General features: G+C 71.4%; 25 protein-coding genes. 14 read left to right on the top strand and 11 right to left on the bottom strand.

All coding sequences use genetic code 11. The features are described 5' to 3' along the window. The first annotated feature begins 40 nt into the window (after positions 1-40). Positions 41-649 carry a DJ-1/PfpI family protein gene (locus AOM00_RS06800; RefSeq protein ID WP_062517069.1) on the top strand — a complete coding sequence of 203 codons (609 nt, stop codon included), beginning with the start codon at positions 41-43 and terminating at the stop codon, positions 647-649. Positions 650-655: 6 nt separating this feature from the next. On the opposite strand, the gene AOM00_RS06795 is transcribed toward AOM00_RS06800, so the two are convergent. Next, positions 656-3,652: a sigma-70 family RNA polymerase sigma factor gene (locus AOM00_RS06795; protein ID WP_062517068.1), complete on the bottom strand. Its 2,997-nt coding sequence runs from the start codon at positions 3,650-3,652 to the stop codon at positions 656-658. A gap of 160 nt (positions 3,653-3,812) precedes the next feature. Between AOM00_RS06795 and AOM00_RS06790 the strand changes: the two genes are divergently transcribed. Then, positions 3,813-4,586: a hypothetical protein gene (locus AOM00_RS06790; RefSeq protein ID WP_169746819.1), complete on the top strand. Its 774-nt coding sequence runs from the start codon at positions 3,813-3,815 to the stop codon at positions 4,584-4,586. 161 nt (positions 4,587-4,747) lie between these two features. Further along, complete coding sequence (locus tag AOM00_RS06785; protein ID WP_082096711.1) at positions 4,748-5,359, top strand: TetR/AcrR family transcriptional regulator; 612 nt, start codon at positions 4,748-4,750, stop codon at positions 5,357-5,359. Positions 5,360-5,387: 28 nt separating this feature from the next. Here AOM00_RS06785 and AOM00_RS06780 read toward each other — a convergent pair whose 3' ends face one another. The 4 genes from AOM00_RS06780 to dnaK form a co-directional block, all read right to left on the bottom strand. Then, positions 5,388-5,738 (bottom strand): heat shock protein transcriptional repressor HspR, encoded by a 351-nt coding sequence (locus tag AOM00_RS06780; RefSeq protein ID WP_082096734.1) that lies wholly within the window; start codon positions 5,736-5,738, stop codon positions 5,388-5,390. A 118-nt stretch (positions 5,739-5,856) separates the two neighbouring features. Further along, positions 5,857-6,822, bottom strand: a complete 966-nt coding sequence (locus tag AOM00_RS06775) for a DnaJ C-terminal domain-containing protein (protein ID WP_062517064.1) — start codon at positions 6,820-6,822, stop codon at positions 5,857-5,859. Between the two features lie 16 nt (positions 6,823-6,838). Continuing rightward, complete coding sequence (locus tag AOM00_RS06770) at positions 6,839-7,420, bottom strand: nucleotide exchange factor GrpE (RefSeq protein ID WP_062517063.1); 582 nt, start codon at positions 7,418-7,420, stop codon at positions 6,839-6,841. A 76-nt stretch (positions 7,421-7,496) separates the two neighbouring features. Beyond that, on the bottom strand, positions 7,497-9,365 hold the full coding sequence (gene dnaK / locus AOM00_RS06765; RefSeq protein ID WP_062517062.1) for a molecular chaperone DnaK: 1,869 nt from the start codon (positions 9,363-9,365) through the stop codon (positions 7,497-7,499). Positions 9,366-9,734: 369 nt separating this feature from the next. On the opposite strand from dnaK, the gene AOM00_RS06760 reads away from it, so the two are divergent. From AOM00_RS06760 to cofC, 4 genes are all read left to right on the top strand, one after another. Then, entirely contained in the window at positions 9,735-10,217 is a 483-nt protein-coding gene (locus tag AOM00_RS06760; RefSeq protein WP_062517061.1) for a rhodanese-like domain-containing protein, read from the top strand. A 154-nt stretch (positions 10,218-10,371) separates the two neighbouring features. Then, a complete protein-coding gene (locus AOM00_RS06755; RefSeq protein WP_062517060.1) occupies positions 10,372-11,370 on the top strand; it encodes a TIGR03557 family F420-dependent LLM class oxidoreductase in 999 nt (332 codons plus the stop codon). A 5-nt stretch (positions 11,371-11,375) separates the two neighbouring features. Further along, entirely contained in the window at positions 11,376-12,179 is an 804-nt protein-coding gene (cofE, locus tag AOM00_RS06750) for a coenzyme F420-0:L-glutamate ligase (protein ID WP_062517059.1), read from the top strand. Then, a complete protein-coding gene (gene cofC, locus AOM00_RS06745; RefSeq protein ID WP_062517058.1) occupies positions 12,176-12,796 on the top strand; it encodes a 2-phospho-L-lactate guanylyltransferase in 621 nt (206 codons plus the stop codon). The genes cofE and cofC overlap by 4 nt, the downstream gene beginning before the upstream one ends. Before the next feature lie 16 nt (positions 12,797-12,812). On the opposite strand, the gene cofD is transcribed toward cofC, so the two are convergent. The 5 genes from cofD to AOM00_RS06720 form a co-directional block, all read right to left on the bottom strand. Next, positions 12,813-13,787, bottom strand: coding sequence for a 2-phospho-L-lactate transferase (gene cofD, locus AOM00_RS06740; protein ID WP_228373431.1), 975 nt, complete (start codon positions 13,785-13,787; stop codon positions 12,813-12,815). After that, the gene (locus AOM00_RS06735) at positions 13,784-14,584 is read right to left on the bottom strand and encodes an ABC transporter ATP-binding protein (protein ID WP_062517057.1); all 801 of its coding nucleotides are present in this window, start codon (positions 14,582-14,584) and stop codon (positions 13,784-13,786) included. The genes cofD and AOM00_RS06735 overlap by 4 nt, the downstream gene beginning before the upstream one ends. Further along, a complete protein-coding gene (locus AOM00_RS06730) occupies positions 14,575-15,612 on the bottom strand; it encodes an iron chelate uptake ABC transporter family permease subunit (protein ID WP_062517056.1) in 1,038 nt (345 codons plus the stop codon). The genes AOM00_RS06735 and AOM00_RS06730 overlap by 10 nt, the downstream gene beginning before the upstream one ends. Next, on the bottom strand, positions 15,609-16,610 hold the full coding sequence (locus tag AOM00_RS06725; protein ID WP_062517055.1) for a putative F420-0 ABC transporter substrate-binding protein: 1,002 nt from the start codon (positions 16,608-16,610) through the stop codon (positions 15,609-15,611). The genes AOM00_RS06730 and AOM00_RS06725 overlap by 4 nt, the downstream gene beginning before the upstream one ends. A gap of 102 nt (positions 16,611-16,712) precedes the next feature. After that, the gene (locus tag AOM00_RS06720) at positions 16,713-18,110 is read right to left on the bottom strand and encodes an aminotransferase class I/II-fold pyridoxal phosphate-dependent enzyme (RefSeq protein ID WP_062517054.1); all 1,398 of its coding nucleotides are present in this window, start codon (positions 18,108-18,110) and stop codon (positions 16,713-16,715) included. 128 nt (positions 18,111-18,238) lie between these two features. Between AOM00_RS06720 and AOM00_RS06715 the strand changes: the two genes are divergently transcribed. The 7 genes from AOM00_RS06715 to AOM00_RS06685 all read left to right on the top strand — a co-directional run bounded on the left by AOM00_RS06715 (position 18,239) and on the right by AOM00_RS06685 (position 25,277). Next, the gene (locus AOM00_RS06715; RefSeq protein WP_062517053.1) at positions 18,239-19,087 is read left to right on the top strand and encodes a nitrilase-related carbon-nitrogen hydrolase; all 849 of its coding nucleotides are present in this window, start codon (positions 18,239-18,241) and stop codon (positions 19,085-19,087) included. Positions 19,088-19,099: 12 nt separating this feature from the next. Beyond that, on the top strand, positions 19,100-20,536 hold the full coding sequence (gene hydA, locus AOM00_RS06710) for a dihydropyrimidinase (RefSeq protein ID WP_062517052.1): 1,437 nt from the start codon (positions 19,100-19,102) through the stop codon (positions 20,534-20,536). 19 nt (positions 20,537-20,555) lie between these two features. Continuing rightward, complete coding sequence (locus AOM00_RS06705) at positions 20,556-21,572, top strand: TIGR03842 family LLM class F420-dependent oxidoreductase (RefSeq protein WP_062517051.1); 1,017 nt, start codon at positions 20,556-20,558, stop codon at positions 21,570-21,572. A gap of 8 nt (positions 21,573-21,580) precedes the next feature. Next, positions 21,581-22,456, top strand: coding sequence for an ABC transporter permease (locus AOM00_RS06700; RefSeq protein WP_062517050.1), 876 nt, complete (start codon positions 21,581-21,583; stop codon positions 22,454-22,456). Next, positions 22,453-23,259, top strand: a complete 807-nt coding sequence (locus tag AOM00_RS06695) for an ABC transporter ATP-binding protein (RefSeq protein WP_062517049.1) — start codon at positions 22,453-22,455, stop codon at positions 23,257-23,259. Before AOM00_RS06700 ends, AOM00_RS06695 begins: the two co-directional genes overlap by 4 nt. Beyond that, the gene (locus tag AOM00_RS06690) at positions 23,256-24,023 is read left to right on the top strand and encodes an ABC transporter permease (RefSeq protein ID WP_062517048.1); all 768 of its coding nucleotides are present in this window, start codon (positions 23,256-23,258) and stop codon (positions 24,021-24,023) included. The genes AOM00_RS06695 and AOM00_RS06690 overlap by 4 nt, the downstream gene beginning before the upstream one ends. 66 nt (positions 24,024-24,089) lie before the next feature. Continuing rightward, on the top strand, positions 24,090-25,277 hold the full coding sequence (locus AOM00_RS06685) for an ABC transporter substrate-binding protein (protein ID WP_062517047.1): 1,188 nt from the start codon (positions 24,090-24,092) through the stop codon (positions 25,275-25,277). A 128-nt stretch (positions 25,278-25,405) separates the two neighbouring features. Here AOM00_RS06685 and AOM00_RS06680 read toward each other — a convergent pair whose 3' ends face one another. Next, on the bottom strand, positions 25,406-26,089 hold the full coding sequence (locus AOM00_RS06680; RefSeq protein WP_228373430.1) for a GNAT family N-acetyltransferase: 684 nt from the start codon (positions 26,087-26,089) through the stop codon (positions 25,406-25,408). Positions 26,090-26,112: the final 23 nt, after the last annotated feature.

Below are 26,112 nucleotides of genomic sequence, written 5' to 3'. Positions count from 1 at the left end.
AAGCGCGGCGTCGGGGCCGCGCGCTCGCTAGCGTGAGGGCATGACGACGCTCGCGGTCATCCTCCTCTTCGACGGCTTCGACCTCATCGATGCCGGTGGGCCCTACGAGGTGCTCCTCACAGCCTCGCGGCTGCAGGAGCGCGATGGCGATGCGCCGCAGTTCGAGGTCATGCTCGCCACACCGGGCGGCGGCGATGTCGCGGCGTACGGGGGCATGACCCTGACGCGGCTCGCGGACTCGGACATGATCGAGGCGTGCGACATCCTGCTGGTGCCGGGCACCATCGACGTCGCGTGCGCGCTCGGTGACACTGGCCTGATCGCGACCATCGAGCGCTTGGCGCCTGAGACCGACATGACCGCATCGGTGTGCACGGGCGCCTTCCTGCTCGCGCGGGCACACCTGCTCGACGGTGCTCGCGCGACCACCCACTGGGAGGACCTGTCAGACCTGGCCTCGTGCGGCGAGGTCGGCTCCGTCGTCGGGGGCGTGCGCTGGGTGGACGAGGGCAGGGTGCTCACCAGCGGCGGTCTCACGTCAGGCATCCACCTCGCGCTGCACCTGGTGGCGCGTGCCGCCTCCGTGGACCTCGCGCAGCGCACCGCGCGTCAGCTGGACCTCGACTGGAGCCCGGATCCCGCTCGCTGACGAGCGTCAGTCGGTCGGCGTGATGGTGAGGACCAGGCGGTTGAGCATGAACAGGTCCGAGTACCCGCTGTAGAGCTGGACGCGGTGGACGCCGACGCCCACGGTCTTCGTCTTGAACGGCTTCGCATCCACGCCCAGCGAGTTGGCGAACGGCGAACCGAACGCCGTGGAGTCCGCCGCGTTGCCCGAGTTCCCGCCCACCGCGGTCCTGCCGTTCCAGCCCCACGGGTTGAGCGCGTCGCCGTCGATGGAGACGCGGTTGTCGTGCTTGCCGCGGTCGCCCTCGAAGGCGATCATCGAGACGTCGACCGTGGCGCGGCCGTCCGTGGCGAACGGGAGCTCCGTGGTGGTACCGAGCATCCACTCGGCGCCGTCGAGAGTCACGACCGTCGCCTCGGGGTAGTCCGCGCGCTCGTAGACCACGGTGATCGCGAAGCCCGCGTAGTAGTTGGGCACCAGCGCACGGAACTGCGCGGGGAGCGCGATGTCCGCGACCGAGTATGCGCCGAAGCCGCCGGCGGCCACCTGGTCGGTGATGTCCGCGGTCGCGACGTAGCTGAGGTCGTAGCCGTCCCAGCTCGACTCGACCGCATCCGCGACCACATCCTGGTACTCGCCGCCGGGGGTCTTGAGCCGGGCCGAGGACAGCGAACCATCCCAGGTGTCGAGCATGCTGCGGTTGGCCGACCACGTCAGGGTCGCGGACGCGATGGTCGCGCCCGCCGCGTCGTCCGGGACCACCAGGGTCTCGGACGAGCTGACCTCGCCGCCCGCGAGGTTGAGCGGGCGCATCGTCTGGCCATCGTTGTCGTACTTCCCGTTCGCGTCCGAGCCGTTGAAGCTCATGGTCCGCTCGCACTCGCGGTCCTCGAGATCGCAGCCCAGCAGCGGCGCGCCGAACACGGCGGCCTTCACGTTGCCGCTGGTCGCGTGCTCGTCGGTCAGCGTGGTGAGCGAGGAGGTGAGGCCGGTGCGCACGCTGTAGCTCACCGAGTCGTCGCCCGAGGCGGCCGTGAAGCTGGTGCGAGCGTCGTCGCCCAGCGTCGCGCTCTGGCCGGGCGGCGTGAGCCGCAGGCGCAGGTCGGTCGACAGGCCCGCGTCGAGCGTGTCGAGCGTGCAGTCCGCGCTGGTGGCATCGTTCGAGATCTCGCACACCCAGTCGCCCGCGGTGATGGTGGACGTCGCCGCGAACGCGAGGTAGTCGTCGATCGCCGCGGCCGTCACACGCGCCGTCGCCCCGGCGCCGGCGGGGGTCGCGGCGAAGGTCAGGCCGTCGGGGAGGACGATGCTCGCGGTGATCTCGTCGGCATCGTCCGGGCCGCCGTTGCGAAGCGCCATGTCCACGAACGGGGACGTGCGCGAGATGCTCATGTAGTTGAGCGCCGACGTCGCGAAGCTCAGCGAGGTCTGGACGGTGCCGCCGTCGGTCCCACCATCGGTCCCACCATCGGTCCCACCATCGGTCCCACCGCCGGTCCCACCGTCAGTTCCACCGCCGGTCCCACCGTCAGTTCCACCGCCGGTCCCACCATCGGTCCCGCCGTCCGTACCGCCACCGGTGGAACCACCGGTCGAACCGCCCGTCGAACCGCCCGTCGAACCACCGGCCGAACCGCCCGTCGAACCACCGGTCGAACCGCCCGTCGAACCGCCCGTCGAGCTGCCGTCATCGGTGGACGATCCGCCCTGGTCGGTCGCGCCGTCGTCGCCGGCGCTGTCGCCGGTCCGGTCCTGGCCGGTGGACTGCGTCCCCGGCGCGATGGCGCCGACGCCCAGGACCGACGCATCGGTCCCCTGCTCGGGGCTCTCGACCGCATCGTCCTCGGGTGCCTCGGTGGCGTCGTCCGTGGGGCCGCCCGACGGGGAGGTCGAGGGCGCGGCGGCGGCATCGTCGGACGGCGTGGTCGCGTCGACGGTGGGCACGGGCTCCGCGCCGACCGCGCCGCCATCCGACTCGCCGATGATCCCGAGCACGCTCGCGCCGGTCATCACCAGCGACACCACGCCGAGGGTCGCGGCCGCGGGCAGCGCGACCGCAGCGAGGCCGTTGGCGACCGCCGCGATCCCGGTCGCGGTGGCGATGGTGCCCGAGGACCCTGCGGCGCCACCTGCCGCGGCACCGCCGGCGCCGGCACCGCCGGTCGCCCCGGCGCCCGATGCGGCGGCGGCAGCCTCGCCGAGCGCGCCGCCCACGGGCAGTCCGCCCTCGAGCGCCTTGGCGCCCAGGACACCGAGGAACAGGGGAGCGATGATGCCGCGCAGGCCGCGGTTGACGTCCTCGAGCTCCGCGACCAGGGCGGAGCACTTGTCGCAGCGCCTCACGTGGTCGTCGACGCGCGTGTGCTCGCGCTTGCTCAGGCCGCCGCGGACGTACGAGCCGAGCTGGGCGTTGGCCTCGAGGCAGTCGACGGTGTCGGCGGCGCCGAGGTGCTGCTGCAGGTAGGCCTGGCGCAGCGCCTCACGCGCGCGATAGGCGAGCGCTGCCACGCCGTTGGCGGAGAGCCCGAGCAGCGGGGCGATCTCGCGGGGGCTCTTCTTCTCGACCTCCGTGTACCAGAGCACGGCGCGCCACCGCTCGGGGAGCGAGCGGAAGGCATCCGCGACCATGGACTGCTCGAAGGTCTCGAGCGCGGGCTCGTCCGAGCCGCCCTCGTAGCCGATCGCCGACTCGAACGGCGACATGTCGTCGCGCGGCCGTGCGCGGTTGCCCTTCTCGATGAGGTCGAGACCGGTGCGGCGCACGATGGTGAAGAGGTAGGCGCGGAACGCGAGGTCGGGGCCGTCGCCCTGCTGCAGCGCGCGCAGGATGCGTGAGAATGACTCGGAGACCACGTCCTCGGCGTCGGCGGCGCTGTTGGTGTACTGCGCGGCGACCTTGCGCGCGGCGTCCGAGTGACGCTCGTAGAGCACGCCAAAGGCCGCCGGGTCGCCTGCGCGCACCCCGGCGATCAGCTCTGGATCGCTGGAAGTCTCGGTCCAGAGCGACAGCGCCTCCTGCGACATGCCGTGCTCTCCCCTAGCCGGATGGGTATCCGCATTCTTCCGGTAGGTGGTGGTTCGGACAAGGCTCGTGAGGCGTATGTCACACCTGCTTATCGCATTTGTCGGAAAAGATCTTCGAGAAGTCGCGTCATAACGGCGTAGCCCGCCCCTCTCATCGGGCATGACAAGCGAGGTGAACATCCCCAGCGCAGCGCCGGCCTTCGCGCTGCTGCGCCGCTGGGAGGCCGCGAGCATCGGCTCCGTGTGGCGCCGGCCGGGCGATTGGTTCACCCCTGCAGCGGAGGCGCTCGCGGAGGCGCTCGACAGCCGCCTCGACACCGCGCCCGCCGCGTACCGGCTCGGCTTCGCCCGTGCCGAGTCCGGCGTGGGCATCACCGAGGCGATCGACGACATGGCGGTTCTGTTCCGTGCCGCGGGCTACGAGGCCGCGCCGATCCGCTCGATCCGCTCGCTGTGCGAAGGCTGGACCGAGGGCGACGCCGCGCAGCGCATCGGCCCTGCGATGAACGACCCCGAGTCGGGGCTCGGCACGCAGGAGTACCTTGTCGCGCGGCTCGAGGAGCTCTACGGCACCGCCGAGCGCGCGGGCAGCCTGGTGAGCTCCGCCTATGCGCTGGTCCTGGTGGACGTGGCCGCGGCGCACACCGACCCGTGGCAGCGGATGGCGCGCAACGCGGCCATCGGCCAGTCGCTGCGCGACGCCTACGGCAAGGGCCATCCGATGGCACGCCTGGCCGACGGCCTGTACGCCGTGCTCGTCGAGCGCGGGCCCGACATGGGCCGAGGCGTCGCGGAGCTCCGCGACCGGATCTCCCGACGTGCGACGCAGATGCGTGTGGGCAACCTCATGAGGCAGCCTCCCCGCGTCTGGATCGAGTCGCTGCCGGACGTCCACGACTACGCCGTGGACCTGTTGGACTCCCTGCACCGCTGAGGGCGGCATGGGGTCGGCACCGAGCTGAGGGCGGTGCCGACCCCATGTGATGCGGGGTGCGGGTGTAAGCGTTTGTGGCATCTCCCACAGACGCCCGGATCCGGGCCGTTCCGGGGCCGTGAGGGGTCCCGGAAACTACCGCATTCACTTATCATTAAGCCATGGTCGAAAGTTCTGTTCCGGATCTCCGTACGAGGCTCCTTGAGAGCGCTCTCAGTCTGGTCGCGGAGAGCGGCGCGAGCGCGCTGACCGTGCGCGCGGTGGCGAAGGCCGCGGGCTGCTCGACCATGGGCGTCTACACGCACTTCTCCGGCAAGTCGGGTCTCATCGACGCGATCGTCGACTCGGGCTTCGACGCCCTCGACGAGCAGGCCGGTCTGGCCTGGGAGCGCGCCGAGGCGGGCCGCGACGGGCTCATCGCGGTCGCGGAGGCGTACCGCACGTGGGCGCTCGAGAACCCCACGCAGTTCCAGACGATGTTCGCGCCGGGGATCGCCGGCTACGACCCCTCCGACGCCACGCGTGAGCGCATGTGGGACGTCTTCTATGCGCACCGCTCGCGCGTCGCCTCGGTGCTCGACAGCGCAGACGGGGACCCGGCCGCCTGGCATCAGGCCGCCATGGCGATGTGGTCGTGCGTCCACGGCCACGTGGCCATCGAGCTGCTCCGCGTGTCCTACGCGACGCCCGAGATCGCGGCGTACCCGGCCTCCGATCTGACCGCGCTCATCGACGCGCAGATCGCCGCCGCGGAGGTCGCTGCAGCGCGCTGACCCGCGCCGCACGGGGGAGCGGCGCCGCTCAGTCGAGCGGCGCGCTCCACAGCACCACGGCACGGCCCTCGTCGCGCCGCGCGCGTCGGCCGCGCTCGACGATCACCACGTTGCCCGTCGGGCCTGTGGTGAAGATGCGGGAGCCTGTGTCCGCGCGCGGTCGCAGCCGCTCGACCTCGCGTTCGAGCCGCTGGACCTCGTGAGCGAGGTGGAGGATGCGCTTGATGCCGGCGAGGTTGATGCCCTCCTCCTGGCTCATGCGCTGGATCTCGCGCAGCGTCGCCACGTCGCGCAGCGAGTAGCGACGACCGCCGCCGGGCCGGCGGCGGGGGACCACCAGGCCCAGACGGTCGTACTGCCGCAGCGTCTGCGCGTGCATGCCTGCGAGCTCCGCGGCCGCGGAGATGAGGAACACGGGCTCGTCCACGTCGGGCTGCTCCACGGTCCACCTCCTTCCGGCCCACGCTAGCGGGCGTGCATCGTCCCTGGTGGGATCCCTACCGCGAGGAATCCTTGAACAGCGACTCGCGCGGGTCCTCGTCGCGGAAGGTGCTCATCAGCGCCTCGAGCGCCTTCTTCGACTCGCGCGAGAGCTTCTGGGGCACCATCACCTCGATGGTGACCAGCATGTCTCCCGTGCCCTTGCGCGAGCTCAGGCCCTTGCCCTTGACGCGCAGCGTGGTGCCGGACTGCGTGCCGCCGGGCACCTTGACCTTGACGCGGTCTCCGGTGAGCGTGGGCACCTCGACCTGGGCGCCCAGCGCGGCCTCGTCGAACCGCACCGGCACGCGCACGCGGAGGTTGAGGCCGTCCGCCGTGAACACGGGGTGCTTCTGCACGTGCACCGTGAGCAGCAGGTCGCCCGCCGGGCCGCCGTTGGCGCCCGCGCGTCCCTTGCCGGGCACGCGGATGCGCTGGCCGTCCCGGACGCCGACCGGCAGGCGCGTGGAGACGCGCCCGTTCGACGTGGTGAGGGCGACGGTCGCGCCCTCCGCGGCCTGGCGGAAGGAGACCTCGACGGCGGCCGCGAGGTCGCTGCCCTTCTGGGGGCCACGGTTGAAGCCCCCGCCGCCGAACATCCCGCTGAGGATGTCCTCGAAGCCGCCGGAGCCGCCTGCTCCGCTCGTCTGGAAGCGGGTGCCGCCTCCGCCGCCGCCGAACATCCCGCCCAGGATGTCCTCGAAGCCGCCCGCCCCGCCGGCGCCGCCGGCCTGGAAGCGCGCGCCGCCGCCCATCGCGCGGACCGCGTCGTACTGCTTGCGGTCCTCGGTCGAGGACAGCACCGCGTAGGCCTCGCCGACGTCCTTGAAGCGCTTCTCGGAGGCCGCATCGCCGGGGTTGCGGTCCGGGTGGAGGTCGCGCGCGAGCTTGCGGTACGCCTTCTTGATGTCCTCCTGCGAGGCCTCCTTGGAGACGCCGAGCGTCGCGTAGAAGTCCTTGTTGAACCAGTCCTGGCTGGCCATGGCGCCTCCCTCCGTCCTACTCGGGCTGCGCGACGATGACGCGCGCGGGACGCAGCACGCGCTCGCCGACCTTGTGGCCCGGCTGCGCGACGTGCTGGACGGTCGGCTCGGTCACCTCGGTGCTGGGCTGGGACATGAGGGCCTCGTGGAGCTGGGGGTCGAAAGCGTCGCCCTTCGCGCCGTATGCGGACCAGCCCAGGCCGCCGAGCGCGCCCTCGAGCTTCGCTGCGATCGCCGCGAAGGGGCCGTCCGTGAGGTCTCCGTGCTCGCGAGCGGCAGCGATGTCGTCGAGCGCGGGGATGAGGGCCTCGATGGCCTTCGCGGTCGCGTTGACGCCGATGAGCTCGCGGTCGCGGTCCACGCGCTTGCGGTAGTTCTGGTACTCGGCCTGGAGGCGCTGGAGGTCCGCGAGGTGCTCCGCCGCCTTCGTGTAGGCGGCGTTGAGCGCATCGTCCGCGCCCGCCTCGTCGGCCGTGAGGTCGTCGACGCCGTCCTTGTCCTCGTCGAGGAAGCTGGCCGCCGCCTCGTTCACGATGCGCTCGGCCTGGGCCTCCGCATCGTCCTGGGGCTCCGGGGTGCCGTGGGTGTTGTCGGTCATGATCGCCTCCAAGGGGAGACGGCGGGCGGCGGCTCGGTCGCTGGGGACCGGGTGCCGCGCGCCCGCCGTCGTGCCGTTACTTCTGGTCGTCCTCGTCGTCGACGATCTCCGCGTCGACGATGTCGTCGTCCTGCGGGGCGCCGCCGGCGGTCTGCGCGGCGGAGTCCTCGTCGACGTTGACGCCCTCGGCCTGCTGGGCCGCGTAGACGGCCTCGCCGATCTTCTGCGCCTTCTCGACCAGGACCTCGTGCTTGGCCTTGACGTCGTCCGTGTCGTCGCCCTCGAGCGCCGTCTTGACGTCGGCGATCGCGGTCTTGACCTCGTCGGCGACCTCCGCGGGGACCTTGTCCTCGTTCTCGGACAGGATCTTCTCGGTCGAGTACGCGAAGGTCTCGGCGTTGTTGCGGACCTCGGCGGCCTCGCGGCGCTTCTTGTCCTCCTCCGCGTGCTCCTCGGCGTCCTTGACCATGCGGTCGATGTCCTCCTTGGAGAGGGCCGAGCCGCCGGACACGGTGATGGACTGCTCCTTGCCGGTGCCGCGGTCCTTCGCGTGGACGTGGACGATGCCGTTCGCGTCGATGTCGAAGGTGACCTCGATCTGCGGGACGCCGCGCGGGGCCGGCGCGATGCCGCCCAGCTCGAACGTGCCGAGCATCTTGTTGTCACGGGCGAACTGACGCTCGCCCTGGTAGACCTGGATCAGCACGGAGGGCTGGTTGTCCTCGGCGGTCGAGAAGACCTCGGAGGACTTGGTCGGGATCGCGGTGTTGCGCTCGATCAGGGTGGTCATGACGCCGCCCTTGGTCTCGATGCCCAGGCTCAGCGGCGTGACGTCGATGAGCAGGACGTCCTTGCGCTCGCCCTTGATGACGCCCGCCTGGAGCGTGGCGCCCACGGCGACGACCTCATCGGGGTTGACGCCCTTGTTGGGCTCCTTGCCGCCGGTGAGCTCCTTCACCACCTCGGAGACGGCGGGCATGCGGGTCGAGCCGCCGACCAGCAGCACGTGGTCGATCTCGCTCAGCTTGATGCCGGCGTCCTTGATGACCTGGTGGAACGGCGCCTTGGTGCGCTCGAGCAGGTCCTGCGTCATCTGCTGGAACTGCGCGCGGGTCAGCTTGGTGTCGAGGTGGACGGGGCCGTTCTCGCCGATCGAGAGGTACTGCAGCGAGATGGTGGTCTGCTGCGCGGAGCTCAGCTCCTTCTTGGCCTGCTCGGCGGCCTCGCGGAGGCGCTGGAGGGCCGACTTGTCCTTGGAGAGGTCCACACCCTCGGTGTTCTTGACCTCCTTGACCAGGTGGTCGACGATGCGCTGGTCCCAGTCGTCGCCGCCCAGGCGGTTGTCGCCCGCGGTGGCCTTCACCTGGATGGTCGAGAAGTCGTCCTCGTCCTTGCCCACCTCGAGGAGGGACACGTCGAACGTGCCGCCGCCGAGGTCGAAGACCAGGATGTGCTCGTCCTCCTTGCCCTTGTCGAGGCCGTAGGCGAGCGCCGCGGCGGTGGGCTCGTTGACGATGCGCAGGACGTTGAGGCCCGAGATCTCGCCGGCCTCCTTGGTGGCCTGGCGCTCGTGGTCGTTGAAGTAGGCGGGGACGGTGATGACCGCATCGGTCACCTTCTCGCCCAGGTACTCCTCGGCGTCGCGCTTGAGCTTGCCCAGGATGCGGGCCGAGATCTCCTGCGGCGTGTACTTCTTGTCGTCGATCTCCGTGGTCCAGTCGGTGCCCATGTGGCGCTTCACGGACGCGATGGTGCGGTCGACGTTGGTGACGGCCTGACGCTTCGCGATCTCGCCGACGAGGACCTCGCCGGTCTTCGAGAACGCGACCACCGACGGGGTGGTGCGGGCGCCCTCGGCGTTCGCGATGACGGTGGGCTCGCCACCCTCGAGGACCGACACCACGGAGTTGGTGGTGCCGAGGTCGATGCCTACTGCACGTGCCATGTCTGTTCTTCCTCCAGTCGCGGCGCTCGCCGCGTGATCTGCCTCGCTCGGGAGTTGAGCGACTGAGACTCAACTTAAATCGCGCGTTCGGGGGTGTCAAGTCGGCGGGATCAAAGTTGAGCGAACTCTGCTCAACTTCTCAGGAAAGATGCAGGTGAGGGGGCGCTGCGCGTCCGGCCCGCCCGCGCCCGCACCCTCGGCGTGCAAGCGTCTACACCGACGCTCGCTGCCCGTTCCGGGCCGGAAACGGGCACGCATCGTCGGGGTACACGCTTGCACGGCGCGTGGGTGAGTGGGTGGGTGGGTGGGTGGCTGGGTGGTGCCTGACGATGCTCGACTGGCCCCGCGCATCGTGCCTAGCCTCGCCGTATGGACGCCGCCACCGACCTTGCCGCTCACCTCGTCGCCGCCCGCGCGCACTTCGCGGGACGCCTCGCCTTCGAGACCGACGTGTCCGATGCGCATGCCGCGCTCGAGTCCGGCGATCCGGGATTTGTGTTCATCGACACGCGCTCGCGCGAGGCCTGGGAGCAGGGACACGCCCGTGGCGCGCTCCACATGCCCAAGCCCGACATGCCTCGCCGGATCCCCGCGGAGTTCGCTCCGGGGACGCGGTTCGTCGTGTACTGCTGGGGGCCGGCGTGCAACGGCGCGACCCGTGCGGGGCTGATCATCACGGAGCTCGGCTTCGAGGTGAAGGAGATGATCGGCGGCTTCGAGTACTGGGCGCGCGAGGGGCTACCCGTCGATGCCGTGCGCGCGGACGGCGAGGTGGTCGACGCGACGTACCCGGTCGACCCGCTCACGTCCCCGCTGCCCGCGGCCGGCGCACGCATCGCCTGCGACTGCTGACCGGGCCCGGTGCCCTGGCGGGACATGGGTGCAGGATCCGCGGCGGGATCCTGCACCCATGTCCCGCTGGCGTGCAAGAGTCGAGGCTGGGCGGTGTTACGCACACGAAATGTTCATGTGAATAACATCGGCGCACCCGAGAGAAGGGACGGCGATGGCGGATCTGACGGTGGGCTACGCGGCGATGCTCGAGCAGTTCGCGCCCATGGAGGCGGTCGAGCTGAGCGCGTATGCGGAGTCGAAGGGCTTCAGCGGCGTGATGGCCGCGGACCACTTCCAGCCGTGGGTGCCACAGCAGGGGCAGTCGGCCTTCGTATGGAACGTCCTCACCGCGATCGGGGAGCGCACCGCGGGTGACATGGGGCCGGGCGTCACCGCCCCGACCTTCCGTTGGCACCCCGCGATGGTCGCGCAGGCCTCCGCCACCCTGGCCGCGATGTATCCCGGCCGCCACTGGCTCGGCCTGGGCAGCGGCGAGGCGCTCAACGAGCACATCGTGGGCCAGTACTGGCCCGAGGTCCCCGAGCGCATCGACCGCATGTTCGAGGCCATCGAGATCATCCGCAAGCTCTTCGACGCCGGCGACAAGAAGGACGTCAAGCACTCCGGCCGGTACTACAAGCTCGAGTCCACGCGCCTGTGGACCATGCCCGAGGTCCCCCCGGAGATCCTCATCGCCACGGCCGGCCCCATCACGGCCAAGAAGGCGGGAGCGGTCGCCGACGGCCTCATCACCGTCGGTGCGCCGCCCGAGAAGATCGAGGGCCTGTTCGCGCGGTTCGACGCCGGGATGCGCGAGTCCGGCCGCAACCCCGACAACGCTCCCAAGGTGCTGCAGCTCCACCTGTCCTGGGCGCCCACCTACGAGGAGGCGCTTGAGAACGCGATGACCGAGTGGCCCAACGGCGGCATGAAGTTCCCCAAGGGGGACATCCGGTCGCCGCACGAGCTCGAGCAGATCGCCAAGCTGGTCCGCCCGGAGGACTTCGAGGGCCGCATGGTCATCAGCGAGGACCCCGACGTCCACCGTGCCTACATCCAGCGGTTCGTCGACCTGGGCTTCGACCGCATCTACCTGCACAACGTGGGCCGCAACCAGCGCGACTGGATCGATGTCTTCTCGCGTGAGGTCCTCCCCAGGCTGGGGAGGTAGGGACGATGCCCGCGTTGAGCGTGTGGGCCCTCGAGGGACTGGGCGAGGTGCAGCAGGGTGACGACCTGGCGGCCCTCATCGAGGCGGCGCTGGTGGAGACCGGGACCCCGCTCGAGAACGGCGACGTCCTGGTGGTCGCGAGCAAGATCGTGTCCAAGGCCGAGGGGCGGATGGTCCTCGCCGAGGACCGCGAGGACGCGATCACCGCGGAGGCCGTCCGGGTGGTCGCGAGCAGGCCGCGCGCGGACGGCGGCGTCACCCGCATCACCGAGACGCGTCACGGCTTCGTGATGGCGGCGGCCGGCGTCGACGCGTCCAACGTCCCCGAGGGCCACGTGCTGCTCCTGCCGGTGGATCCCGACGGCTCGGCGCGCGACCTGGTGCGGGGCCTGCGCGAGCGAACCGGCGCAAGGGTCGGCGCGGTGGTGACGGATACGTTCGGACGGCCGTGGCGCCATGCGCAGACGGACCTCGCGATCGGTGCGGCCTATGTCCGTGTGGTCGACGACCACCGTGGAGGCGAGGACTCGCACGGACGCGTGCTGACGGTCTCCGTGACGGCGCTCGTGGATGAGATCGCGGCCGCGGCGGACCTGGTCAAGGGCAAGGCCGGCGGTACGCCGGTGGCCGTGGTGCGCGGGCTCGACGCCGTGATCGACGAGCCTGGACCGGGGGTCGCGCTCCTGGTGCGCGGCGCGGAGGCCGACATGTTCCGGCTCGGCTCGGACGAGGCCTTCGCCGAGGGTCACGAGGCCGGCGTGCGCATGGCCGAGGCCCTGGGGGACGATGCACGGGAGCCGCGGTCATGACGGGCTGGACGGCGATCGTGCCGGTCAAGGGAGGGGCGCGCGCGAAGTCGCGGCTGCCCGAGCAGATCGGCGGCGTCCCGCGCGGGGTGCTCGCGGCCGCGTTCAGCGCGGACACCATCGCGGCGGTCGCGGCCACGCCCGGGATCGACAAGGTGCTGGTGATCGCCGGCGTCTCCGAGCTCGACGAGGCCTGGCTGGGGGAGGCGTGCCCGCGTGTGCGGATGCTCCGCCAGGGGTCCTCCGCGGGTCTCAACGCGGCGGTGCGGCACGCGGCCACGCTCGTGACGGGCCCCGTCGCCGTGGTGCTGGGCGATCTGCCGTCGCTGCGGCCCGACGACCTCGCGGCGGTCCTCGCGGACGCGCAGAAGCGCCCCCGGTCCATGGTCGGGGACGTCGCGTGCCACGGCACCACCATGCTCATGGCGAGGGATGGCCGCCTCGCGGCGAGCTTCGGGCCCCGCTCCTTCACTCGCCACGGCCGCGCGGGCTACGTCGAGCTGGACGCCCCGATCCGGGCCCGCGCGGACGTCGACACCGTCGCGGACCTCGAGCGTGCCCATCGGCTGGGGGTCGGGATGCGTACCGCCGCCGCGCTCGGGCTGGTCTCGGCCGCCTAGCGACCGAGGAGGCCCGCTACCGCAGCCGTCGCGCGAGGTCGACGGCCGCCCCGGCGATCGCGGCCGTCGCGTCGAGGTCGGTCATCCACAGGGGGCGCGCGACCGCGGCGAAGCCCGCCGCCTCGAGCTCGGGCACGGACGCGGCGTCCGCATCGTCCACCAGCCATCCGTCCAGGACGCCGTGCCGTGAGCGGTAGTCGAGCGCGACCGCGGCGGCGGTGGCCGGCACGCCGAGCGTGGCGAGGCACGCTTCCGCCATGCCGCGCACGGCCGCGCCGCCGATGATCGGGGAGACCCCGACGAGCGGTGCCGGGGAGGCGCGCAACGCGTCCGCGAGGCCGGGCACCCCGAGGATGGTGCCCACGGACACGACCGGGTTCGACGGCGGCAGCAGCACCATGTCCGCGCCGGCGATGGCCTCGAGCACGCCCGGCGCGGGCCGTGCCTGGTCCGCGCCGGCCTGCACGAACCTCCGTGCGGGGGCGGACGCCCGCGTGCGGACCCACCACTCCTCGAAGTGCACGGTCTCGCCCGAGGCGAGCTCGACATGGGTCTCGACGGGCTGGTCGCTCATGGGCAGCAGGGTCACCGGCAGGTCCCACCGCGCGGCGAGGCGTGCCGTGGCCTCGCTCAGGGTGGCGCCGCCCGCGAGCAGCGAGGTGCGTGCGAGATGCGTGGCGAGGTCACGGTCGCCGAGCGTGAACCATTCCCAGCCGACGCCGTAGGGGCGCAGCTCCTCGGCCACCGTGAAACGCTCGTCGGCGCGACCCCAGCCCTGGTCCTCGTGGATCGCGCCGCCGAGCGTGTACATCACCGTGTCGAGGTCGGGGCAGACCTGGAGACCGTGCAGGCGCATGTCGTCGCCCGTGTTCGCGATCACGGTGACGTCGAGGTCCGTGCCCGACGCCGCGGCCCACGCGAGCAGCCCTCGCAGGAACCGCGCGCCTCCCACGCCTCCGGACAGCGCGACGATGCTCAGGGACTCGGTCATGGGCCCTCCTCGGGTGGTGGTGCCTGGTCGACGGCGCCGTCGAGCGCGATGACGGGACGGCCGTCCTCGGGGTGCGTGAGCACGGTCGCGCGCACCCCGTAGACGGCCGCGATCACGTCGGGGGCGAGGACCTCGGCGGGCGTGCCGAGCGCGGCCACGCGGCCACGGTCCAGCAGGACGATGCGCGAGCACAGGCGTGCGGCGTGGTCCAGGTCGTGCAGCGCCGCGACCGCGGTGATCCCCAGCCCCGCGACGAACGCGAGTGTGTCGAGCTGCGCGCGCACGTCCAGGTGGTTGGTCGGCTCGTCGAGCAGGAGCAGCCGCGGTCGCTGGACAAGGGCGCGGGCCAGCGAGACTCGCTGGCGCTCGCCTCCCGACAGCTCGGTCCATGGCCGGTCCGCGACGTGCGCCGCGCCCGCTGCGGCGAGGGCCTCCCGGGCGAGCGACGCATCGTGCGCGGAGCCGCCCCGGTCGAAGCGCCCGCGGAACGGGAGCAGCCCCAGCTCGACGATGTCCGCCGCGCGCAGCGGGATGTCGCGGTCGGGCTGCTGCTCCATGAGCGCGACACGGCGCGCGATGTCGCGGCGCGGGATCCGGTGCGCGGGCTCGCCGTCCAGCAGCACGGCGCCGCGCGCGGGTGCGAGCATCCCCGCGATCGAGGCGAGCAGCGTCGACTTGCCCGCGCCGTTGGGGCCCAGGAGGCCCACGATCTCGCCGGGCGCGACCGTGAAGGACACCTCCGTGAGCACCTCGCGGTGCGCGCGCGTCGCCGCGAGCGACTCGACCCTCACCTCCATGCGGTCCCCCTCGCATGCCGCAGCACCACCACGAACACCGGGACCCCGACGAGCGCGGTGACGATGCCCACGGGGATCTCCCGCGGGTCGAGCATGGTGCGCGCGAGGGTGTCCGCCCACAGCAGGAACACCGCGCCGCCGAGCGCCGCGGCGGGCAGCACATGGCGGTGGAGGCCTCCCACGAGCCCACGGACCAGGTGGGGGATGATGAGGCCGACGAAGCCGATCGCGCCGCTTGTCGAGACCATGGCGCCCGTGAGGAGCGACACTGCGACGAACAGGGTGAGCCGCGTACGCCGCGTCGAGATGCCGAGCGCCTCCGCGGCGGCGTCGCCGAGCGTGAGGGCGTCGAGCGGGGCCGCGTGGAGGCGCAGCAGCGGGTAGACGAGCGCGAGCGCCGCGGCCGCGATCGCCACCGTGGTCCAGGTGGAGCCCGCGAGCGATCCCAGCAGCCAGCTCAGCACCTGCCGGTACGCGTCCCCCTTGGCGGTCACCACGATCACGAGCGACGTGCACGCCGCGAGCAGCTGCGACACCGCGATCCCGGCCAGCACCACGATGGTCGGGCTGAGGCTTCCCGCGAGCCGTGCGATCCCCAGCGCCGCTCCGAGCGCGAGCAGCGCGCCCAGGAACGCAGCGATGGGCAGGGCGATCGAGAGGGCCAGCGTCGAGCCGATCCCGAGCAGCAGGACCCCGACCGCGCCGAGAGAGGCGCCCGAGGACAGGCCGAGGAGGTAGGGGTCCGCGAGCGGGTTGCGCGTGAGCCCCTGCATCACCACGCCCGCGGCGGCGAGCCCCGCGCCCACGAGCGCGGCGGTGAGGACGCGTGGCGCGCGGATGGACCACACGATCGCATCGCCGGTGTCCGCCGTCGTGTCACCCGTGAGGTGGGAGGCGAGGATGCGCCAGGCCTCGAGCGGGCCCAGGCCCGCGACCCCGATGGTCACCGCGATCGCGACGGACGCGAGCAGCGCCGCCGCGAGGGCGGCGGTCAGGACGCGTGCGCGTCGGTCGCGGCCTGCGCTCATGAACCGTCCGGCACCGCCGTCGCGAGCTGGTCGACCAGGGACGCGACGGTCTCCACGTTGCGCACCCCGGCCTCGCCGCCGGCGAACGGGACGATGAGGTAGGTGCCGTCCTTGACCGCGCTCAGCGCCGCGGTGGCCGGGTTGTCCTCGAGCATCGCGATCTTGTCCTCGGCGGTGTTCCACGAGGCGTCGACCAGGACGATCACGTCGGGGTCGGCCTCGACCACCGCCTCCCACGTGGCCGAGGTCCACGTGTCGTGCACGTCCTCGAAGACGTTGGTGAGGCCCGCCGCCTCCATCATCATCTGCGGCGCCCCGATGCCCGCGCCCACGTACGGCGAGTCCGTGCCCGAGCTGTACCAGAGCGCGGAGAGGCCGCGCGCGTCGGGCTCGATCGTGTCGAGGTCGGTGCTCATGCGGGCGACGAGCGCGGCGGCCGCGTCCGTCGCCCCGAACAGCTCGCCCGCCTCCTCGATCTGGTCGAAGAGCGCGTCGAAGGTCATCGGGTCGGGCTGGTACCCGGGCTCCTTGCACGCGGAGGGGGCCACGTACGTGAGGATCCCGCGCTCCGCGAGCGCGGCGCGCTCGCCCACGCCGTCCGCCGCGAAGTTGGACTCCCAGCCCGCGACGATCGCGTCGGGCTCGAGCGCGAGCGTCGCCTCCTGGCCGGGGAGGAACTCGGACAGCACCGGGATCTCCGCGTCGAGGGCCGTGTAGGGCGGCTCGATGGGGCCGTCGAGGAAGGCGGCCCCGACGATGGCGTCCGCGAGGCCGAGCTCGACCAGCAGCTCGGTGGTGGTCGACTTCACGGCGACGATGCGCGTCGGGGTCCCTTCGGACTCGACCTCGACCCCGCAGTTGTCCACGGCGACGAGCGTGTGGGCGTCGCCGATCGACACCGTGGCATCCGCGGTGGGCGTCGCCGAGTCCGAGCCGGCGCATGCGGCGAGGCCGAGCACGCACGCGAGGGTCGCGGCGGCGGGGGCGAGGCGGCTCATGGGTCCTCCTGAGGAGATGTGCGGCTCGGGGGTGGCCGCGCCGGGACGGGACGGCCTCGACTGCAGCGTCCCGAGGTGTGCGCGAAGGCTAATCACCTGGCATTACCCCGATGTTTCGCGCCCGGATGCCGCCGCTGCGATCGCCGCGGCGACCGTGGGGACGGACTCGCGCAGCGCCCCCACGCTCACACGGATGTGGTCCCCGGTGTGCGGCCCGGGTGCATCCGTGTCGACCGCCGCGGGCACCACGAACGTGCTGCCGCGGCTCACGTTGATGCCGTGCGCGGCCAGCGTGATGCGCGCGGCGTGCTCGTCGGCCACCGGGATCCACGCGTTGAGGCCGTCCGCGAGGGGGACGTCGAGCCCCGCGGCGGTGAGGCATGCGGCGAGCTCGCGCTGGCGCAGGAAGTAGGCATGGCGCGCGCGGTCGACCGCGTGCACCGTGGCGCGGCTGGTGAGGAGGTCGTGGAGGATCGCCTGCAGCAGGCGGGAGGTCCACCCGGGTCCCAGGACGCGGTACCCGACGATGCGCTCGATCGCGCTCGCGGGTCCCCCGAGGGCCGCGATGCGCAGGTCGGGGCCGTGGGACTTCGAGAAGCCGGCGACGCGCAGCGTGCGCTGCGGGATCCACGCGCCGAGGCTCACCGGCTGCGCCGCCGACACCAGGCCCGTGTGGTCGTCCTCGATGATGACGGCATCGCGGCCGTAGCGATGCCCGGTGAGCACCGCCGCGAGCTCGTCGGCGCGCGATGCGGTCATCGAGATGCCGGTGGGGTTCTGCGCCCGGGGCTGGAGGATCACCGCGGCCGGGCGGGAGGCGAGCGCGGCCTCGAGGCTCGCGGGGATGATCCCGTGCGCGTCCATGCGCACGGGCACCGCCATGAGGTGGAGGTGCTCGAGCAGGTCGAGCAGCATGGGGAAGGTCGGGGTCTCCACGATCACGCGGTCGCCGAACCGCGCCACGGAGCGCAGCGCGCGCTCGATGCCGTCCATGACGCCGTCGAGCACGGTGAGGGCCTGGACGGGCGCGGGCCAGAGCGCGCGCAACGGCGCCTCGAGCTCGGGCAGCAGGGGCGGCTGGAGGTACGAGCCGACGGCGGCCCGCGAGGGTGCCACGCGCTCGAGCGCCGCGGTGATGTCCGGCAGGAGGAGGGGATCGGGGATCCCGATCGCCAGCTCGAGGCGCTCGACGCCGGGGGGCGTGGCCGCCGCGACCTCCGCGAGGTGGCCCGAGCGCGTGGTGAGCCACGGCGTGCGCGGCTCGAGCACGTAGGACCCGGCACGCCCGCGCGCCTCGATGAGCCCCGCGTCGACCAGGCCGTGCCACGCGGCGCTCACGGTGCCGGGGCTCACCTCGAGCCGCTTCGCGACATCGCGCACGGTGGGCAGCCGCGTGCGCGGCGCGACCTCGCCCGTACGGATGAGCATCGACAGGGCGGAGGCGATGCCCTGCGGGCTCGGCTCCTCGATCTGGCTGGCCAGACGGTCGATCAGTGCCACCCGCTCCCCTTTCGTCCGATCTGAGCGTGAGCGTTCATAAACCTGTTACAGCAGGTAACCCAAGGGAAATGTTCAATCGCGACAGTAACAGTCACTGCATCGGACCGGAAAGAGCGCGAGGAGACGACATGACGGTGATCAGGGCGGCCATCACCCAGACCACGTGGACGGGTGACAAGGAGTCCATGCTCGACAAGCACGAGCAGTTCGCACGGACGGCCGCGGCGCAGGGCGCCCAGGTCATCTGCTTCCAGGAGCTCTTCTACGGCCCCTACTTCGGCATCACCCAGGACAAGAAGTACTACCGCTTCGCCGAGCCGGCCGACGGGCCCATCGTGCAGCGCTTCGCGGCGCTCGCGAAGGAGCTGTCGATGGTGATGGTCCTCCCGATCTACGAGGAGGCGCAGACCGGCGTCTACTACAACACCGCCGTGGTGGTGGATGCGGACGGCACCATCCTGGGCAAGTACCGCAAGAACCACATCCCGCACGTCGAGAAGTTCTGGGAGAAGTTCTACTTCCGTCCGGGCAACATGGGGTACCCGGTGTTCGACACCGCGGTCGGCAAGGTCGGGGTCATCATCTGCTACGACCGCCACTTCCCCGAGGCGTGGCGCGAGCTGGGCCTCAACGGCGCGCACCTCGCCTTCAACCCCAACGCGACCAAGCCCGGGCTGTCCAACCGTCTGTGGGAGATCGAGCAGCCGGCAGCGGCCGTCGCCAACGGCTACTTCGTGCTCGCTCCCAACCGCGTGGGCCTCGAGGACAACGAGTACGGGGACGAGGCCGTGAACTTCTACGGCACCTCGCAGATCGTGGACCCGCGCGGCAACTACGTGGGCGAGCTCGGCTCGGGCGAGGCGGAGGAGATCCTCATCCGCGACCTCGACCTCGGGCTCGTGCAGGAGATGCGCGACGACTGGCAGTTCTACCGCGACCGCCGTCCCGACACGTACGACGAGATCACGGCGCCGTAAGGAGGCATGCACATGGCCACCACGCTGATCAAGGGCGGCACCGTCGTCTCCGCCACGGGCCGCGTGCTCGCGGACGTGCTCGTCGACGGCGAGACCATCGTCGCCGTGCTCCAGCCGGGCTCGACCTCGCTGGGTGCCGATCTCCCGAGCACCGTCGACCGCGTCATCGACGCGACCGGCAAGTACGTCATCCCGGGCGGCATCGACGCCCACACCCACATGCAGCTGCCGTTCGGCGGCACCTCGGCCTCGGACACCTTCGAGACCGGCACGGCCGCCGCGGCGTGGGGAGGCACCACGTCGATCGTGGACTTCGCCGTCCAGAGCTACGGCGGCAAGGTGCAGGACGGCCTCGCCGCGTGGCACGAGCTCGCCGCCGGCAACTGCCACGTCGACTACGGCTTCCACCAGATCGTCGGCGGCGTCGACGACGACTCGCTCGCCGCGCTCCCGTGGCTCATCGACGAGGGCATCACCAGCTACAAGATGTTCATGGCGTACCCGGGCGTGTTCTACGCGGACGACGCGCAGATCCTCAAGGCCATGCAGGTCGCCGCGGACAACGGCCTGCTGACCATGATGCACGCGGAGAACGGCCCCGTCATCGACGTGATCGCCGAGCAGCTGGTCAAGCAGGGCAAGACCTCGCCGTACTACCACGGCGTCGCCCGCGTCTGGCAGGCCGAGGAGGAGGCGACGCATCGCGCGATCATGCTCTCCGACATCACCGGAGCCCCGCTGTACGTGGTGCACGTCTCCGCCAAGCAGGCGGTCGCGCAGCTCGCCGCCGCGCGCGACAACGGCAAGAACGTGTTCGGCGAGACCTGCCCCCAGTACCTCTACATGTCGCTCGAGGAGCAGCTCGGCGCGACCAGCGAGGAGTGGGGCGACTTCGAGGGCGCCAAGTACGTGTGCTCGACCCCGGTGCGCTCACGCGCCGAGGGCCATCAGGATCACATGTGGCAGGCGCTGCGGACCAACGACCTCCAGATGGTCTCCACGGACCACTGCCCCTTCTGCATGAAGGACCAGAAGGACCTCGGGCTGGGCGACTTCCGCAAGATCCCCAACGGCATCGGCTCCGTCGAGCACCGCATGGACCTCATGTACCAGGGCGTGGTGACGGGCCAGATCACCCTCGAGCGCTGGGTCGAGCTCACCTCGACCACGCCGGCGCGCATGTTCGGCATGTACGGCAGGAAGGGCGTGATCCAGCCCGGTGCCGACGCGGACATCGTCATCTACGACCCGAACGGCCACACGTCGATCGGCATCGACAAGAAGCACCACATGAACATGGACCACGCCGCATGGGAGGGGTACGAGATCGACGGCAAGGTCGACACGGTCATCTCCCGCGGACGCGTCCTCGTCGAGGACGACACCTTCCACGGCGTCAAGGGTCACGGGCAGTTCCTCAAGCGCGGCCTGTCCCAGTACCTCATCTGAGCCCAGAAAGGACCCCGGCATGGACTTCGGAGTGGTGCTGCAGACCAACCCTCCCGCGCAGCGCACCATCGCGCTGGCGAAGCTCGCGGAGGAGCATGGCTTCGGCTACGCGTGGACGTTCGACTCGCATCTGCTGTGGCAGGAGCCGTACGTCATCTACAGCGCGATCCTCGCGCAGACCGACCGCATCAAGGTCGGCCCCTTCGTCACCAACCCCGCGACCCGCGACTGGACCGTCACGGCCTCGGTGTTCGCGACGCTCAACGAGATGTACGGCAACCGCACGGTGTGCGGCATGGGGCGCGGCGACTCCGCGGTGCGTGTCACCAACGGCAAGCCCGTGACGGTGCGTGAGATGCGCGAGTCGATCCACGTGATCCGCGAGCTCGCGAACTGCCGCTCCGTCGAGTACAAGGGCGCGCAGCTCCAGTTCCCGTGGGCGCGCACCTCCTCGCTCGAGGTGTGGGTCGCGGCCTACGGCCCGCTCGCGCTCAAGGCCGCGGGCGAGGTGGGCGACGGCTTCATCCTCCAGTGCGCGGACGTGGACATCGCGCGCTGGATGATCGACTCGGTCAAGGCGGCGGCGGAAGGGGTCGGCCGCGACCCCGAGAGCCTCACCTTCTGCGTCTCGGCGCCCATGTACATCGGCGAGGACTGGGAGCACATGCGCGAGCAGTGCCGCTGGTTCGGCGGGATGGTGGGCAACCACGTCGCGGACATCGTCGAGCGCTACGGCGACTCGGGCGCGATCCCGCAGGCGCTGTCGGACTACATCAAGGGCCGCCAGGGCTACGACTACAACGAGCACGGCCGGGCGGGGAACTCGCACACCGAGTTCGTGCCCGACGAGATCGTCGACCGCTTCTGCGTGCTCGGCACCGCGGAGGACCACATCGCGAAGCTCGAGCAGCTCCGTGACGCGGGCGCCACCCAGTTCGCCGGCTACCTCCAGCACGACAACAAGGAGGAGACGCTCCGCGTCTACGGCGAGACTGTCATCCCCGCGCTGACGGACGCGATCACGGCGAAGGTGTGAGGCGGACGATGCGGACGGCCAGGGCGCAGGCGATCGTCTGGGGCGTCGTCGGCGTCCTGGGCATCGCGGCGCTCTGGGAGCTCTACAAGGCGCTCGCGCCGGAGGACGGCGTGACGGTCGGCAGCGTCACCGTGCTGCCCCGCACCACCGACATCGCGATGCCGCACATCTGGGACATGGTGACGCGGCTGTTCGAGCCGGTCACCCGTGCCGCCGGCGCCGATGCGCTGTGGTGGGCGGTGCTGCAGGCCGCGGCCTTCTCGCTGGGCATCGCGGCGCTCGGGTGGGTGCTCGGCGTCGTCTCGGGGATGCTGCTCGCGCTGCTGATGCAGCGGTGGCTGACCGCGGAGAGCGCGGTGCTCCCGTGGGTGGTGCTGAGCCAGACCGTGCCGCTCATCGCGATCGCGCCGCTGGTCAAGCGCTGGGGGACCAACATCCACATGGGCTCCTTCCAGTGGGAGAACTGGATGTCCGTCGCGGTGATCGCCTCCTACCTCGCGTTCTTCCCCGTCGCGATCAGCGCCCTGCGCGGGCTCAAGTCGCCGCCGCAGGCCGACACCGACCTGTTCCACGCCTATGCCGCGGGCTGGTGGACCACGCTCGTCCGGCTGCGCCTGCCCGCCTCGGTCCCGTACCTCATGCCGGCGCTCAAGCTGGCCGCCGCGAACGCCGTGGTCGGCACCGTGGTGGCGGAGGTCAGCATCGGCCTGGGCGGCGGCATCGGCCGCATGATCATCGAGTTCGCCGCCACCGCGAGCGGCGACCCCGCCAAGACCTGGGCCCCGATCTTCGGCGCCGTGCTCATCGGGCTGCTGTCCGCGGGGCTCGTCGCGCTGCTCGGGCGCGGTCTCGGGCGGTTCAGGAGAGGAGAGGTCCCCGCATGAGCGCCACCCGCGCCGCCGTCACCATCTCGGGCGTCGACAAGGTCTTCCGCACCCGCAAGGGCGGGGAGGTCCACGCGTTGTCCGACGTCAGCCTCGAGGTCGCCGCCGGCGAGTTCGTGTCGCTGATCGGGCCCTCGGGATGCGGCAAGAGCACGCTCATGCGCCTCGTCGCGGACCTCGACGGGGTCACCGGCGGCGAGATCAGCGTGTTCGGCAAGAGCGTCGAGCAGGCGCGCAAGGATCAGGACTACGGCATCGCCTTCCAGCAGGCCGGCCTGCTCCCGTGGCGGACCGTCCGCGCGAACATCGAGCTTCCGCTCGAGATCCACGGCGTGGAGGCCCGCGCCCGCAAGGAGCGCTCGGACGAGCTGCTCGCGCTGATCGGCCTCGAGGACTTCGCGGATCACCACCCCGACCAGCTCTCGGGCGGCATGAAGCAGCGCGTCGCGATCGCGCGGTCCATGGCGGAGCGGCCCCGGCTGCTCCTCATGGACGAACCCTTCGGGGCGCTCGACGAGATGACGCGCGAGCACATGCAGAACGAGCTGGTCGCGCTGTGCCAGGAGACCGGCGCCGCCGTGATCTTCGTGACCCACTCGATCCCGGAGGCGGTGTTCCTCTCGGACCGCGTGGTGGTGATGTCGCCGCGGCCTGGCCGCATCACGGACATCATCGACCTCAGCTTCTCCTCGCGCGACGAGGAGCTGCGCGAGGACGCGGCGTTCTACGAGGGCGTCACCGCGGTGCGCTCCGCGCTGCACGGCGGCGTCGCCGACGGTCCGCGGGGGGTCGAGAACCGATGAGGGGCGCGACCACGGCACGCACGATGCTCGCCCCGGTGGCGCTGGGCGTCGTCGCGATCGCGCTGTGGCAGCTCCTGGTGGTCGCGTTCGAGGTCAAGCCGTTCCTGGTGCCGTCCCCGTCGGACATCGCGGGCGCGTTCACCGAGTCCTTCTCGCACATCGTCGACGCGGCGAAGGTGACGGGGCTCAACGCGCTCATCGGGCTCGTGATGGGGGCGCTCACGGGCATCATCGTCGCGATCTTCGCCAACGCGTTGCGCGTGATGTCCCAGATGCTCGCCCCGCTGGTCGCGGCACTCGCGGTCATCCCCATCGTGGCGCTCGCGCCGGTGTTCTACGCGATGTTCGGCGCCGCCGCGCACACCGGCCGCCAGATCATCGCGGCCATCGCCGTCTTCGTCCCCATGTACCTCAACACGCTGAACGGGCTTCGCCAGGTGGAGCCCGTGCATCGTGACCTCATGCGGTCCTATGCCGCGACGGCCGAGCAGGCCAACCGCCTGCTCCTCCTCCCTGGAGCCGTGCCCTACGTCCTCAACGGTCTCAAGATCGGCTCGTCGCTCGCGGTCATCTCGGCGCTCATCGCGGAGTACTTCGGTGGCCCGGCGAACGGTCTGGGCAAGGCGATCACCTCCGCAGCGGCGGGCAGCAACTACACGGGTGCCTGGGCCTATGTGCTCGGTGCCGTGCTGCTCGGCGCGCTCTTCTACGGCGTGACGGCAGGCATCGAGGCCTGGGCGCTACGCCGTCGCGGGGGGTCATAGGCGTCCGCCGGCGGGCGGTCGAGCAGGTCAGCAAGGCATCACAGGGAGAACGAGGGGTACGGACAGATGGCATTCATCGCAACTCGCGGCGCGCGCGCGGCCGCGTTCACGGCGGCGGCGCTCGGCGCGCTCACGCTCACCGGCTGTTCATCGGATGAGGCGGAGCCGGCGGCCACCGGCGGCGACGCGACCACGGGCGCGGAGGCGCCCGCCGAGCTCACGCCGGTCTCGGTGCAGCTCCAGTGGCTCACGCAGGCGCAGTTCGCCTGCTACTACGCGGCGGCCGATCAGGGCTACTACGAGGACGAGGGCCTCGACGTGACGATCCTTCCGGGCGCGGTGGACATCGTGCCCATCGACGTCCTCACGTCGGGCGGCGCCGACTTCGCGATCTCCTGGGTGCCCAAGGTGCTCGGCGCGATCGAGCAGGGTGCGAAGGTCACCGACGTCGCGCAGATCTTCGAGCGTTCGGGCACCACGCAGGTCGCGTTCGCGGACTCGGGCATCACGTCCGCTGCGGACCTCGCGGGCAAGGCGGTCGGCTCGTGGGGCTACGGCAACGAGTGGGAGCTCATCGCCGGCATGCAGGCCAACGGCGTCACGCTCGCGGACCTCCCGGGCGGCGCGACGGTCCAGCAGGCCTTCGACATGAACGCCTTCATCGCGGGCGACATCGACGCGGCGCAGGCCATGACGTACAACGAGTACGCCCAGGTCCTCGAGACCGTGAACCCGGAGACCGGCGAGCTCTACACGCCGGAGGACCTGGTGGTCATCGACTGGAACGAGGAGGGCACCGCGATGCTCCAGGACGCCATCTGGGCGGACTCCGAGCGTCTCGCGTCCGACGAGGACTACGCGGCCACCACCACCAAGTTCATCAAGGGCACCATCGAGGGCTGCATCTACGCGAAGGACAACCCGGAGGCGGCGGCGGACATCGTGACGGCGGCGGGCTCCACGCTCGGCACCTCGCACCAGCTGTGGATGACCAACGAGGTCAACAAGCTGATCTTCCCGTCCACCGCGGGCGTGGGTCACATCAACGAGGACCAGTGGGAGCAGACGGTGAGCCTCGCGCTCGAGACGGTCAACCCCGAGGGCGCGACCATCATCACGGCCGACCCGCCGGAGACCGCGTACTCCAACGAGTACGTGGACGCGGCGCTCGAGGAGCTCAAGGCCGAGGGCGTGGACGTCATGGGTGAGGACTTCACGCCCATCGAGGTCACGCTGAGCGAGGGCGGCGAGTAACCGCCACCGCCATCCTCAGCCCCTTCCGGGGCGCAAGCGTTTACCCCGACGCTCGCTGCACGTTCCGCCGCAAGAACGTGCACGATGCGTCGGGGTAAGCGCTTGCCCGGGGGCGGGGCGGGGCGGGGTCAGCGCGCGACGCGCACGAACTGCACCACGTTGCCGCCGTCGCGGCGCTCGAAGCCCAGGTGCTCGTAGAGCCGGATGGCGGTCGCGTTGCCGGCCCCCGTGTGGAGGAACGGCCGCCGGCCCTGCTCGCGGATCCCGTGCGCGACCACGGCCATGAGCCGGGTCGCGAGACCCCGCCCGCGGTGGGTGTCGCGCGTGCAGACCGCGCTGATCTCGGTCCAGGACGGCGTGGTGAGGCGTTCGCCGGCCAGCGCGACCAGCCGGCCCTCCTCGCGGATCCCGTAATAGGCGCCCATGAGCGGCGTCTCGGGGAAGAACGGTCCCGGCTGCGCCTCGGCCACGATCTCGAGCATCTCCTGGGCGTCGTCGATGCTCAGCCTGATCACGTCATCGTCCGCCGGTCGCCCGAAGCCCTCGGGTGCGGTCATCTGCACCACCTCGAACCGCTCGGTCTCCTCCCAGCCGCCGGGGACCTCCTGCGGGACGCCGAACAGGATCATCTCATCGTCGCCGGCGACGGCCGCGAGGTCGCTCCAGTCCTGCGCCGTGGGCGCCGGCGGCACCGCGGCGAACGATGCGACGGTCGGGCGGAAGCGTGCCGCCTCGCCCTGGCGGATGGCGAGGTGACGATGCGCTCCGGACAGCGCGTGGAAGACGGGGTGATCGAGCTCGGAGAGGGACATGAGGTCGATTCTCCCGCGCTTGG

The sequence above is a fragment of the Demequina gelatinilytica genome, assembly GCF_000971115.1.
Lineage (GTDB): Bacteria > Actinomycetota > Actinomycetes > Actinomycetales > Demequinaceae > Demequina > Demequina gelatinilytica.
Note: the sequence above shows the minus strand (reverse complement) of the source record. Positions and strands in the feature narration are given on the sequence as shown.